The sequence below is a fragment of the Bacillus atrophaeus genome, from assembly GCF_001584335.1.
GTDB classification, from domain to species: Bacteria; Bacillota; Bacilli; order Bacillales; family Bacillaceae; genus Bacillus; species Bacillus atrophaeus.
Genome location: NZ_LSBB01000020.1, coordinates 467,383 through 479,002 on the forward strand (window position 1 = coordinate 467,383; position 11,620 = coordinate 479,002).

Consider the following 11,620-nt stretch of genomic DNA (forward strand, 5'->3'; position numbering starts at 1 on the left):
GTTCAGAGGGTTTTTTTATTAAAAAGAACACAAGTATGTGTTCTTTTGGCTAGAACGATGATAAAATACACAAATTAAGAAAAAAGCCTTTAAAAAACGGACTAATATCTTTAGAATAATTACGTACTAAAAATGAGAGGCAGAAGGAATATACATGAAATTTAAGCTTGGAAAACTCATACAAGTATTATCGCCGGCCCAATTGATTGCTTTATATTACTTCTTGGCAGTCACGGTTGCGTTTATATTACTGAGCCTGCCTGCCGCCCATAAGCAGGGAGCGCACTGGTCGTTTATAGATGCTCTTTTTACTGCGGTCAGCTCAGTCAGTGTCACAGGTCTGACCGTTGTGAGTACAGCCGACACATTCAGTACGACAGGTATTGTGATACTTGCGTTTGTACTGCAATTTGGCGGAATCGGCATTATGACGTTAGGAACCTTTATCTGGCTGATCATGGGGAAACGGATCGGACTTAAAGAGCGCAAACTGATTATGGTGGATCAAAACCAGACGCAATTCTCCGGCATCGTCAATCTTATGAAACAGGTGCTTTTTCTCATATTATGGATCGAATTTTTTGGAGGGCTTATACTAGGAACGTATTTCCTTACTTATTACGATTCTTTTTCAGAAGCATATTTACACGGCTTTTTCGCCAGTGTGAGCGCCACAACAAATGGCGGTTTTGATATTACGGGGAATTCGATGGTTCCATTTAGGCATGATTATTTCGTGCAATTTATTACAATGCTGCTGATTATTTTAGGCGCCATCGGATTTCCGGTTCTTGTGGAAGTGAAGGATTTTCTGTTTTCAAAGCAGCGCAGATACCCATTCACTCTATTTACGAAACTGACGACGATTACGTTTGGATTCCTCGTGTTTTTCGGAGCGGTGGGTGTATTTGTACTCGAAGCCAAACACTCATTTGCAGGGAAATCGTGGCATGACATTTTATTTTTATCATTGTTCCAGTCAACCGCCACTCGAAGCGGGGGAATGGCAACGATAGATATCAGCCAGCTGTCAGAGCCGACATTATTTTTAATATGCGCGCTCATGTTTATCGGCGCTTCGCCAAGCTCTGTCGGCGGAGGAATCCGGACGACGACTTTTGCGCTGAATCTGCTCGCGTTGTTTCATTTTGCCCGCGGGAATAAAGCGGTCAAGGTCTTTAAGCGAGAGCTTCATCCTGCAGATTTAATGAAATCTCTCGTCGTGACAATGATGGCCATCCTGCTCGTTTTTGGATCGACACTCATCTTAACCATTACTGAAAAACACTCTCTGCTCGAGCTGTTGTTTGAAGTATGCTCTGCGTTCGGTACAACCGGCTTGTCGCTGGGAATTACGGCTGATTTAAGCGACATCGGAAAATGTGTGATCATGGTTGTCATGTTCATCGGACGTATCGGCATCCTTACTTTCCTGTATTTAATCGGCCGGAAGGAGATAGAAGCCAATTACCATTATCCGAAGGAAAGAGTGATTATCGGATAAGAAAAACACCGCCCCTTGCGCGGTGTTTTTTAATTGCCAAAAAAAAGATGTGTGGCGATTTACCCGTTGGAGATTCTAACGAGTAAAGAGGTGAAATCAATTGTTTGCAGTACTGTGGAAATCAGCTGTCATGATTGTGGTAGGCATTATATTATTGCGGATTGCCGGACGCAAATCAATCAGCCAGCTGTCCGTTACTCAAACGGTCATCATGATTTCGATTGGCTCTATTATTATTCAGCCTTTTATCGCACATAATTTATGGGAAACGATTTTAGCCGCCTCTGTTTTTATTTTCGCTCTGCTTGTTATGGAAATTTTGCAAATTAAAACTGACTTTTTTGAAAAGTTGTTATCAGGAAAACTCTCACGATTGTGGAAAACGGAAACATCAATCAAAAAAACTTGAAAAAAATGCGCTTAACGGAAGCTCAGCTGAAAATGAGACTGAGACAGGAAGGTTTTGGGCAAATCAAGGATTTCAAAGAAGTTTCCTTAGAACCGAACGGCCAAATCGGCTACGAGCTTTACGATGAAGCAAAACCGGTCACAGTACAGCAGGTCCGGTTTTTACTCAATGAATTAAAAGCAGAGCTCATACAAGCAAACAGGAGGGATATTGATGAAACGTAAATCTGCCATCAATGAAGCAGGAAAAAACAACAACACACCGACAGAAAGTATGGATAAGAATGCGTATTTGACTCAATATGATGGTGATCCCGGATTAAGAGGGGCAAACCGCAATTCAAAACATGGAAAGCAAGGGAGCGAGTAATCAATGGGGAAAAATCAGCACAGCAAGGATATGCAAAATCATAAAAAACCGATGAATAAGAAAGTGCTTGAAGAAGAATTTTCAAGTGAGCTCGGAGATTATAACGCCGGCAAGCTCATTGAAACACTTGAACAAACAAAACCGAAGAAAAAAGAGAAAAACTGCAAATGAAAAAATACCTCTTAGGCAAAACGCCTGAGAGGTATCCTTATTATTTCAAGTATGCATTTTTTCTGTTCCCTTTCGCCAACTGAAGCAAGTTGGTCATCCTCAGCTCTATAAATGGCTGAGCAACTGTTTTGACAAAGTTGCTGGATAATATGGACGTGAGAGCAGCCGTTAAAATAAGCAGCATCACCAGGTTCTGGTAATTGGTCAATCCATCCTCCAGCCCTATTTGCCTCAGCGTTTTAATGATAAACCCGTGAAGCAGATATACATAAAATGTTCTGGTGCCCCATTTTGTGAAAAAGTAACGTTTTTGAGGGACGAGAGCCAGAAAGCTGAAAGTCGCTGCGAAAGAGAGAACATACCATCCTATACGGGTCAAACCGCTGATCAAGGTCACATCACCGAAAGATGAATATGGCTTGGAGCCAAACAGCCACGAATAATCAAAATCAACGCCCCAGCAAATAACGAAAACCGAGGCGAGCACACCGGCTGCAATTTGTTTCCCTCTGGCAGACCGCAGCAAATCAAAATGCTCTTTATTTAAATAAAATCCTACAAGGAACATCGGTAAAAATACAAACGTTCTGGACAGGCTCAGCGTGCTGCTGATGAAATCGATATAACCAATAAGGACCGCCGCTCCGCAACTGACAAAAAGCGCCCAATGCTTTGGAAGCTTTGAAAAAGGATACAGCAGCAGGTTCCAAAAGAACAAACTCACCAAAAACCAAAGTGACCATTGCGGGTCAATTGGATTGACGTTCGTCATGCTTTCATCTTGAACCACATAATAAAAAACAGAGTAGATGCTTTGGAAAATCAAATACGGAATAATCAGCTTAACAGCCAGCTTTTTCACATAACCTGACCGTTTAAAGCCTTTGGCGAAAAAGCCAGATACAAGAATAAAGGCGGGCATGTGAAAGGTGTAAATGAACTTGTAGAGGTACAGCATAAACTCGTTATCATTAATAAAAGAACGGAGAATATGGCCAAAAACAACAAGGAATATCAGCAAGAATTTTGCATTATCAAAATAACTGTCACGCGATTTGTTCATAGCATCACCTTCTCTTCAAATCATTCACTAAAAGATTATTCCCTGTTGGTATTCATTTTAAAATAAAACCTCAAAAATGATCTCGGAAATCGGGTGATTGTTAGAACGATGTAAAACGGAAGTAAGGATCGTTTAAAATGTCTTCGGAATGTAATCCCGCTGAAATTTTCTGAAATTTATAGGGCAAATGAAGGAAGATGGGACATCTTGTAGAAATATTGGAGGATAGGTTTTGAAGAAGGAGTGTACAATGAATGGCTGAAACTCTTGATTTGGAAACAAGTTTACAGCTTCAAAATCAGCTGAAGCAGCTTCAGGAAGAAAATGACCGTCTGAAAAAGGAATTGAATCAGCATCAAGTGATTGTAAATAACACGCTGGATGCTATTTTTATATGTAATAAAGAAATGAAAATTGTTCAGGCAAATGAAGCGGCGGCCAGGATGCTGCAAGTCAAACCGGAAGAGTTAAAAGCACGCTCGGTGCTAGACTTTTTGTTCGCCATTCCAGAAGAAGAGCTTGTCATTGCGATTAAGAAATTTTTTAATAAAGGATTTTTGTGGAAAGAGGTCCCGATCAGGCTGGACAGCGGAGCGACAAAGTATATCGAATTTCTTGCGAAAATGGAAAGTGGAGAAGATACCTTTTTTGTAGTTATGCGGGACATCTCATCTAAAAAGATTTTAGAGCGGGAATTTTCTATGAATGAACAGTTATTTAAGGATTTGTTCGACAGAGCTGTTGACGGGATTGTGCTCTTTGACAGAGAAGGCTGTTTCATAGACGCGAATCTGTCATTTTGCAAGAGTTTCGAAATTGGCCAAAACGAGCTGTCTCATTTATCTTTCGGGGAATTTATAGATAAAACAAATAAAAAAGACTTTCAGAGCATATGGGAAACGATCCACAGGAAAGGAAAAGCGAAAGGAGAGCTTCCAGTCAGACTCCGTTCAGGCGGCCAAAAGCTGTTTGAATTCACAATTACCTCTAATATCATCAACGGCTTTTACATGTCAATTATGAGAGACATTACCGAGAAACGCTCCATGGAAATACAACTGTTTAAAAGCGAAGAGCGGTTCAGAGAAATTTTCGAAAATGCGATGGACGCTATTCTCATTTGGTCGGACGACGGAAGAATTGTGAAAGCGAACCAATCGGCGTGCAAAATTTTTGAACTGCCGATGAATCAGCTTGTTCAAAGAAACCTGTGTGACTTTCTCGTTGTTTCGAATCAAAAATACCGTTGCACGAAAAAGAAATATGAAAAATTCGGGGAGATTAGAGATGAGCTGCTCTTTCAAATGGGGAACGGGCAGTTTAAAGAGCTGGAGTTCACTTCAAAACGAACGATATTGGAAGGCCAGCATTTAACGATTTTTAGAAATGTAAGCGATCGGAAAAGGATGGAGAAAGAACTTAGAGAAAGCGAATTGAAATTCAGAAAAGTCTTTAATGGCTCGATGGACGGAAACGTGTTATTTGATAACAAATATCGCATTATTGATGCCAATCCGTTAGCGAGCGATATTTTAGGCCTGTCCCATGAAGAGATCAAAAAGCACAGTCTGCTGGATATCATTTCTGCCTACGATATTGAAAATCTGACTTCTTCAGCCAGGCAGATTAACCTTGAAGAAATGGATAATGAAATTCCCTTTTTGTTAAGCGGCAAGGAAAATCGGAAATTGGAATTCTCTTTTAAACGCCATATTATTCAAAATATGAATCTTGCTATTTTTAAAGATGTCACCGAGCGTAAGGAGCTTGAAGAACGGCTCCGAAAATCTGACACTTTGCATGTAGTGGGAGAGCTTGCCGCCGGTATCGCCCATGAAATCAGAAATCCGATGACCGCACTCAAAGGCTTTATCCAGCTTCTGCAGGGGAGTGTTGAAGGTGATTATGCCCTTTACTTTAATGTCATCACTTCGGAATTAAAGCGGATTGAATCCATCATCACAGAATTTCTAATATTAGCAAAGCCGCAGGCGATCATGTATGAAGAAAAAAATGTGACTGACATCATGCAGGATACAATGGACCTTCTCCACGCCCAAGCCAATCTCAGCAATGTTCAAATGCATCTGGATCTGATCGAAACCATTCCTCCAATTTATTGTGAGCCCAATCAGCTGAAACAAGTATTTATCAATATTTTAAAAAACGCCATTGAAGTTATGCCTAAGGGAGGCAATGTATATGTGAAAATTCAGCCGTCCGGCCCGGATCATATTCTCATCTCCCTGCAAGATGAAGGCATCGGAATAACAGAGGATAAATTAAAACGGCTTGGAGAGCCTTTTTATACAACAAAAGAACGGGGCACTGGACTCGGACTTATGGTAAGCTATAAAATTATTGAAGAACACCAAGGAAAAATAACGGTAGAAAGTGAAGAGGACAAAGGAACCGTATTTCATTTAACGCTGCCGCTCCGCCAGCATAATGAGGAAAGAGGGAACGACGAATGAGCTGCTATGCGATAACAGAAACCCCTTTGGGGGAAGTTGCCATTGTGGAGGAAGAAAGCAAAATTACGCGTTTACTGCTCAGTGAAGAGGATTTTCTGAAATGGAAAGAAACGGCTCCCATGGCGGAAAAACAGGAGACACCTATTTTAAAAGAGGCAAAGCAGCAGTTGCGGGAGTATTTTGCCGGTGATAGAAAAACATTCTCACTGCCGCTGGCCCAAAAGGGAACGTCTTTTCAGCAAAAAGTATGGCAGGCGCTCGACATGATTCCGTACGGCGAGTCCAGAAGCTATGCCGATATCGCGGCCGCAGTCGGCAGCCCTAAAGCTGTTCGCGCAGTCGGACAAGCCAACAAAAGAAACGCATTGCCGATATTTGTGCCGTGCCATAGAGTGATTGGAAAAAATAGGGCGTTAACCGGCTATGCGGGCAGCAGAATAAATGTAAAGGCAGTATTGCTTCGCATAGAGCAAATCCCCTATAAAGAAAAATAAAACATATGGCACGTTCCAATTTTTTCACTTGAGACATATAATTTTACAAAGTTAAAAAAGTTGGTCTGGTGAAAAAGGAGGACAATGAGTAATGAAGCTGAGCCGCCCAGATAAAATCGCCGGGTTTGCAGAGCTGTTTGTAAAATTGCATGTATTATCAAGCTCCCAAAAGAACGAAATCATAAAGCTGACAAAGCAAAAAAACCGCTGACTCTGCGCGAATGTGAGCAAAGCCGTTGCGGTTTTTTAGTTTACATGGGATTCTGCAAATAATTGTTCGATTTCTTCCGTATAAGAGCCCGTCAGGATTCCCTTTTCGGTAATAATGCCTGAGATGAGGCTGTGGGGTGTAATATCAAAAGCCGGATTGAACACATGAACATCAGCCGGAGCGGTCCGAACGCCGGAGATCTGTCTCACTTCTTCAGGATCTCTTTCTTCAATCGGAATATCGTCGCCGCTTTCGACTTGCAAGTCAAACGTTGACAAAGGAGCCGCCACGAAAAACGGAATTTGAAAGGCTTGAGCTAAAATCGCAAGGCCATATGTGCCGATTTTGTTCGCTGTGTCTCCATTTTTTGCGATTCGGTCTGCTCCGACGATGACGGCGGAAATATGTTTTTCTTTCATGGTGTGAGCCGCCATGCTGTCCGTGATCAGCGTGACATCAATGCCGCCCTGCATCAGCTCCCATGCAGTGAGCCGGGACCCTTGAAGGACCGGCCTTGTTTCACAGGCGTAAATATGAAGCCCGAGATCCTTTTGTTTAGCCAGATAAAAAGGGGCAAGTGCCGTTCCATACCGGCTCGTCGCAATCGAACCGGCATTGCAGATTGTCATAATCTGATCGCCTTTTTTAAAAAGCTGCAGCGCGTTTTGGCCGATCATCCGGCACGTTTCTTCATCTTCAACCTGAATTTGTATGGCTTCATGGACAAGGTTTGTTTTTGCTTCGTTTACCGATGTTGCATACTGAATAGAGCGGCTGAGCCTTTCAAGCGCCCAAAACAGGTTAACGGCTGTCGGTCTTGAGCTGTTTAAATAATCCTTGATCGGAGCAAGCTTCTCGCGGAATTCAGAAACATCCGCCGCTTCTATATCTTTAGCAGCAAGAGCGAGTCCGAACGCAGCGGTAATTCCGATTGCCGGAGCGCCTCTCACCTTCAATGTGACAATAGCGTCAAAAACATCCTCTTTCGTTGTCAGTTCAAGATATTCAGTGACACCGGGAAGCTTTTGCTGGTTTAAAATATGAATATATGTCTCTTTCCATTCTACTGAACGGGGACCTGTAAATTGAGTGCTCATCATTCATCATTCCTTTAGATGTTGCTTAAATTGTTTAAGAACATCGGTAATTGTTTTCAGCTGCTCGCGTTTTTCAACAAACACCGCGCCGATTTCTAGTGCAAGCCGTTTTCTTTCAATTCGTTTATCAAATGGCACGATGGTGTCAAGATCCGCAACGTGCGCCAGCCCGATTGTGCGGCGGATCAGCTCACAACCGGCAAAGCCGACAGCATCTGAAAAAATGTGTGCCAGGGTGTCTTCAAGATATCCGTCTATTTTCGAGTATGCTTCAAGGCAGTCTTTTTTCCACGCCTCACTGAATGTTTGCTTGAATGTGTCCCATACGATATTTACATGTTCATACAGAGGCTCTCTTGCTTCTTCTTCGCGGCCGAGTGCGTTTAATAAGAGATTTGCGATGAATTGTCCGACATCAAAGCCGATCGGCCCATAAAACGCAAACTCAGGATCAATCACCTTTGTTTCTTCTTGGCTTGCAAAAATACTTCCTGTATGAAGATCACCGTGAATCAAGCTTTCCGCCGACGTTAAAAATAATTGTTTCAGCTTTGCCGCTTCTATTTTTAAACTGTTGTTTTGCCACAGTTCCTCTGCATAGGGGCGAAGTTCTTCTTCAAAATCATTTGTATCGTTGTCACAGAATGGATCTGTAAACACGAGTCTTTCAGTTATGTCGCAAAGCTCGGGGTTCGTAAATTGTTTTACCAGCTGTTTCTTCACTTGCGGTTTAAGCGCGTAATTAGAGGAGTAGAAAAGAGTTTTCCCTAAAAATTCTCCAATGTGTGCCGACAGACTCGGAAAATTCTTCCCTTCTAGTAATCCTTTTCTGGCGATCTGCAGATGAGACAGGTCTTCCATGACGGTAACCGCCATGGCTGTGTCAGAATAATAGACTCTGGGCACAAGATGAGGCACATGTTCTCCTTGGCGGATCAGCGCGCTGCTTTCAATTCTCGCCCGGTCGATCGTTAACGGCCAGCTTTCGCCGACTACTTTTGCATAAGGGACGGCTTGCTTAATAATCAGTCCTCTTTCCTTTTCTTGATCATACACGTGAAAAACATAATTTAAATTTCCGTCGCCGATTTCTTGGCAAGTCAATGTGCTTTTACTTGGAAATAAGCCGAGCTTAACCGCCAATGCAACAGCGGAGCTTTCATTTAACGTTTCATACAATGGTGTTGTGGTTGCTGCCATGATTATTTACCCTCCAATATGAATAGCTGTTTATGTAATGCGGGGGGATGGCCAATAAAAAAAGCCTCCTTCTCTGGAGAGAAGGAGGCTAACAGACACGTTTCGCCTCTCTTATCTCTCAGATAAATCTGATGGAATTAGCACCGTGCCTTAATGAGACTAACGTCTCGGCGCAAAATCTGTGCGCCCCATTTCACAATGGCATTACGGTCGGTTGCTGTTGGGGTCAAAAGGCCAATCCCTCGCCCAACTCTCGATAAGAGAAAATATTCACTTGTCTTGCAATTCGGATTAATCAGTTGATGAAAATGTTAACAGGTACTTCGTTTATTTGTCAACAACTTTTGTTGCGCATTATTAATATAAATCTTTTCGAAGGTCTGCGAAAACGGGAATCAGTTTCCGTACGGCTTCACTTTCTTCTAAATCAACCTCTGCCCGTACAGCACCTTCTTCCTTAGAGCCCTCTGCTAAAATACGGCCCCACGGATCAATAATCAGGCTGTGGCCGGCAAACTCATTGTCGGGGTTTGACCCGGTGCAGTTGCAGGCCGCGATAAAGCATTGGTTTTCAATCGCTCTGGCAATAAGAAGGCTTTTCCAATGGTCGAGGCGGGGCAGAGGCCATTCCGCTGAAATAAACAACAGGTTCGCGCCCTTTGTCGTATGCTTTCTGATCCATTCTGGAAAACGGATATCGTAGCAAATCAGCCCCGAGCTTTTGACGCCGTCAAGTTCAAAATAACCATCAGCCGAGCCGGCCGATAAATAAAGGTGTTCATCCATCAGCTGGAACAGATGGGCTTTGCTGTACTCTTTAACGATCTTTCCTTCTTTATCCGCAATGTACATCGTATTATAGATATGGCCGCCTTTTCTAACGGCGACAGAGCCGGCGACTAGGTGGACACCATGCGTTTTTGAGGTCTTTTTCAGCCAGCTTTGAGCAGCGAGTCCGTCATCATCCGCCAACAGGTCAAGATTTGTCAGATCGTAGCCGGTCGTCCACAATTCAGGAAGAACGAGAACATCGGCGTGTTTACTTTCTTTTTCGATTAAAGATTCAGCTTTTTTTATATTTTCTGAAGGATTACCGTATGCAATATCAAATTGAAGACAGGATATGGTCCATTTCACCTCTGCAGCACCTCCAAGTTTCCCTTTACTTTTTATATATAACCATATATGATGATGGACTATCATTTCAAGAAATTTTTTTAGAAGGTGAAAACAGATGAAATTTGAACATTCTCACGTGTTAACACAGCTTCCCGTACAGTTTTTTGCTTCTTTAGTCAAAAAGGTGAACCAAAAACTGCAAGAAGGGCACGACGTCATCAATTTAGGGCAGGGAAATCCTGATCAGCCGACACCGGATCATATTGTCGAAGAAATGAAAAACGCGATCGCAGACCCAGAGAACCACAAATACTCATCATTCCGCGGCTCCTATCATTTTAAAAAAGCAGCAGCGGCATTTTATCAAAGAGAATACGGAGTGAAAGCAGATCCGGAAAGTGAAATTGCCATTTTATTCGGCGGAAAAGCGGGGCTTGTCGAGCTTCCGCAATGTTTATTAAACCCAGGGGACACCATTTTAGTTCCCGATCCGGGCTATCCTGATTATTGGTCGGGGGTTGCGCTTGCTAAAGCCGAAATGGAAATGATGCCGCTTATAGAGGAGAGGGGGTTCCTGCCTGATTACAGCCGCCTTTCATCTGACGTAAAGGAAAAAGCTAAGCTGATGTATTTGAATTATCCGAATAACCCGACAGGAGCCGTTGCTACTTCAGATTTCTTTGAAGAAACGGTCAGCTTTGCTAAAGAAAACGGCATCTGTGTCGTTCATGATTTCGCATACGGCGCAGTCGGCTTTGACGGGCACAAGCCATTAAGCTTTTTACAAATTGAAGGGGCAAAGGATATTGGCATAGAAATCTATACATTGTCTAAAACGTATAATATGGCGGGCTGGCGCGTCGGATTTGCCGTCGGTAATGCATCTGTGATTGAAGCCATTAACCTTTATCAGGACCATATGTTTGTCAGTCTGTTCAAGGCGACACAGCAAGCGGCAGCGGCGGCTCTCTTATCAGACCAAACGTGTGTGGCTGAACAAAACGCCATGTATGAGAGCAGACGGCAGGCGTGGATTACAGCCTGCCGGGAGATCGGATGGGATGTCACGGCTCCGGCGGGATCATTTTTCGCCTGGCTTCCGGTGCCAGACGGCTATACCTCCCAGGAATTCTCGGATTTGCTGCTTGAGAAAGCCAATGTTGCCGTTGCCTCTGGAAATGGATTTGGAGAATATGGAGAGGGCTATATCCGAGTCGGTTTATTAACGAGCGAGGAACGTCTTAAAGAAGCGGCCTCCCGTATCGGCAAACTGAATCTTTTCGATAAAAAAGCATTGACAACAGACTTTAATAATGGGATAATTCAAAATAATTTATAAAATCTATATTCTTATCAAGAGCAGGCAGAGGGACAAGCCCGATGAAGCCCGGCAACCGACTTGTAAAGCACGGTGCTAATTCTTGCAGCTAGCGCTGAGAGATAAGATTCGGACATAAAACGAAGCCTCTTCAGACGCAATACGGTTTGAAGAGGCTTTTTATATGTGTT

At 43.0% G+C, this 11,620-nt stretch carries 13 protein-coding genes and 2 riboswitches; of the genes, 9 read left to right on the top strand and 4 right to left on the bottom strand.

Annotation, left to right across the window (positions count from 1 at the left end; genetic code table 11):
• The first annotated feature begins 154 nt into the window (after positions 1–154).
• The 5 genes from AXI57_RS16055 (at position 155) to AXI57_RS21470 (ending at position 2,453) form a co-directional block, all read left to right on the top strand.
• Entirely contained in the window at positions 155–1,504 is a 1,350-nt protein-coding gene (locus AXI57_RS16055; protein ID WP_010788417.1) for a TrkH family potassium uptake protein, read from the top strand.
• Positions 1,505–1,604: 100 nt separating this feature from the next.
• Positions 1,605–1,913 (top strand): DUF421 domain-containing protein, encoded by a 309-nt coding sequence (locus AXI57_RS22145; RefSeq protein WP_238380193.1) that lies wholly within the window; start codon positions 1,605–1,607, stop codon positions 1,911–1,913.
• Positions 1,880–2,137, top strand: a complete 258-nt coding sequence (locus AXI57_RS22150; protein WP_255265362.1) for a YetF domain-containing protein — start codon at positions 1,880–1,882, stop codon at positions 2,135–2,137. Before AXI57_RS22145 ends, AXI57_RS22150 begins: the two co-directional genes overlap by 34 nt.
• A complete protein-coding gene (locus AXI57_RS21790) occupies positions 2,127–2,282 on the top strand; it encodes a hypothetical protein (protein WP_169800245.1) in 156 nt (51 codons plus the stop codon). Before AXI57_RS22150 ends, AXI57_RS21790 begins: the two co-directional genes overlap by 11 nt.
• A 3-nt stretch (positions 2,283–2,285) precedes the next feature.
• Positions 2,286–2,453, top strand: a complete 168-nt coding sequence (locus AXI57_RS21470) for a hypothetical protein (protein WP_088117044.1) — start codon at positions 2,286–2,288, stop codon at positions 2,451–2,453.
• Positions 2,454–2,493: 40 nt separating this feature from the next.
• Here the strand turns inward: AXI57_RS21470 and AXI57_RS16065 are convergent, their stop codons facing one another.
• Entirely contained in the window at positions 2,494–3,516 is a 1,023-nt protein-coding gene (locus tag AXI57_RS16065) for an acyltransferase family protein (protein WP_061670660.1), read from the bottom strand.
• A gap of 254 nt (positions 3,517–3,770) precedes the next feature.
• On the opposite strand from AXI57_RS16065, the gene AXI57_RS16070 reads away from it, so the two are divergent.
• The 3 genes from AXI57_RS16070 to AXI57_RS22155 all read left to right on the top strand — a co-directional run bounded on the left by AXI57_RS16070 (position 3,771) and on the right by AXI57_RS22155 (position 6,695).
• Complete coding sequence (locus tag AXI57_RS16070; protein WP_061670662.1) at positions 3,771–5,990, top strand: PAS domain-containing sensor histidine kinase; 2,220 nt, start codon at positions 3,771–3,773, stop codon at positions 5,988–5,990.
• Complete coding sequence (locus tag AXI57_RS16075; protein WP_061670663.1) at positions 5,987–6,484, top strand: methylated-DNA--[protein]-cysteine S-methyltransferase; 498 nt, start codon at positions 5,987–5,989, stop codon at positions 6,482–6,484. The genes AXI57_RS16070 and AXI57_RS16075 overlap by 4 nt, the downstream gene beginning before the upstream one ends.
• Positions 6,485–6,575: 91 nt before the next feature.
• On the top strand, positions 6,576–6,695 hold the full coding sequence (locus AXI57_RS22155; RefSeq protein WP_003327327.1) for a hypothetical protein: 120 nt from the start codon (positions 6,576–6,578) through the stop codon (positions 6,693–6,695).
• Between the two features lie 35 nt (positions 6,696–6,730).
• Here AXI57_RS22155 and mtnA read toward each other — a convergent pair whose 3' ends face one another.
• The 3 genes from mtnA to AXI57_RS16090 all read right to left on the bottom strand — a co-directional run bounded on the left by mtnA (position 6,731) and on the right by AXI57_RS16090 (position 10,129).
• The gene (gene mtnA / locus AXI57_RS16080) at positions 6,731–7,792 is read right to left on the bottom strand and encodes an S-methyl-5-thioribose-1-phosphate isomerase (RefSeq protein ID WP_061670665.1); all 1,062 of its coding nucleotides are present in this window, start codon (positions 7,790–7,792) and stop codon (positions 6,731–6,733) included.
• A 6-nt stretch (positions 7,793–7,798) separates the two neighbouring features.
• Positions 7,799–8,992, bottom strand: coding sequence for an S-methyl-5-thioribose kinase (mtnK, locus tag AXI57_RS16085; RefSeq protein ID WP_061670667.1), 1,194 nt, complete (start codon positions 8,990–8,992; stop codon positions 7,799–7,801).
• A gap of 108 nt (positions 8,993–9,100) precedes the next feature.
• Positions 9,101–9,255: riboswitch (SAM riboswitch) on the bottom strand.
• Positions 9,256–9,349: 94 nt separating this feature from the next.
• Entirely contained in the window at positions 9,350–10,129 is a 780-nt protein-coding gene (locus tag AXI57_RS16090) for a carbon-nitrogen family hydrolase (RefSeq protein ID WP_061670669.1), read from the bottom strand.
• Between the two features lie 97 nt (positions 10,130–10,226).
• On the opposite strand from AXI57_RS16090, the gene AXI57_RS16095 reads away from it, so the two are divergent.
• Positions 10,227–11,450 carry a pyridoxal phosphate-dependent aminotransferase gene (locus AXI57_RS16095; protein WP_061670671.1) on the top strand — a complete coding sequence of 408 codons (1,224 nt, stop codon included), beginning with the start codon at positions 10,227–10,229 and terminating at the stop codon, positions 11,448–11,450.
• An 8-nt stretch (positions 11,451–11,458) separates the two neighbouring features.
• A riboswitch (SAM riboswitch) is annotated at positions 11,459–11,558 on the top strand.
• Positions 11,559–11,620 lie beyond the last annotated feature (62 nt).

Bases quoted from the DNA above. Each gene is read 5' to 3' on its own strand.
- AXI57_RS16055 (WP_010788417.1), top strand. From the start codon at position 155: ATGAAATTTAAGCTTGGAAAACTCATACAAGTATTATCGCCGGCCCAA.
- AXI57_RS21790 (WP_169800245.1), top strand. From the start codon at position 2,127: ATGAAACGTAAATCTGCCATCAATGAAGCAGGAAAAAACAACAACACA.
- AXI57_RS21470 (WP_088117044.1), top strand. From the start codon at position 2,286: ATGGGGAAAAATCAGCACAGCAAGGATATGCAAAATCATAAAAAACCG.
- AXI57_RS16065 (WP_061670660.1), bottom strand. From the start codon at position 3,516: ATGAACAAATCGCGTGACAGTTATTTTGATAATGCAAAATTCTTGCTG.
- AXI57_RS16070 (WP_061670662.1), top strand. From the start codon at position 3,771: ATGGCTGAAACTCTTGATTTGGAAACAAGTTTACAGCTTCAAAATCAG.
- AXI57_RS16075 (WP_061670663.1), top strand. From the start codon at position 5,987: ATGAGCTGCTATGCGATAACAGAAACCCCTTTGGGGGAAGTTGCCATT.
- AXI57_RS22155 (WP_003327327.1), top strand. From the start codon at position 6,576: ATGAAGCTGAGCCGCCCAGATAAAATCGCCGGGTTTGCAGAGCTGTTT.
- mtnA (WP_061670665.1), bottom strand. From the start codon at position 7,792: ATGAGCACTCAATTTACAGGTCCCCGTTCAGTAGAATGGAAAGAGACA.
- mtnK (WP_061670667.1), bottom strand. From the start codon at position 8,992: ATGGCAGCAACCACAACACCATTGTATGAAACGTTAAATGAAAGCTCC.
- AXI57_RS16095 (WP_061670671.1), top strand. From the start codon at position 10,227: ATGAAATTTGAACATTCTCACGTGTTAACACAGCTTCCCGTACAGTTT.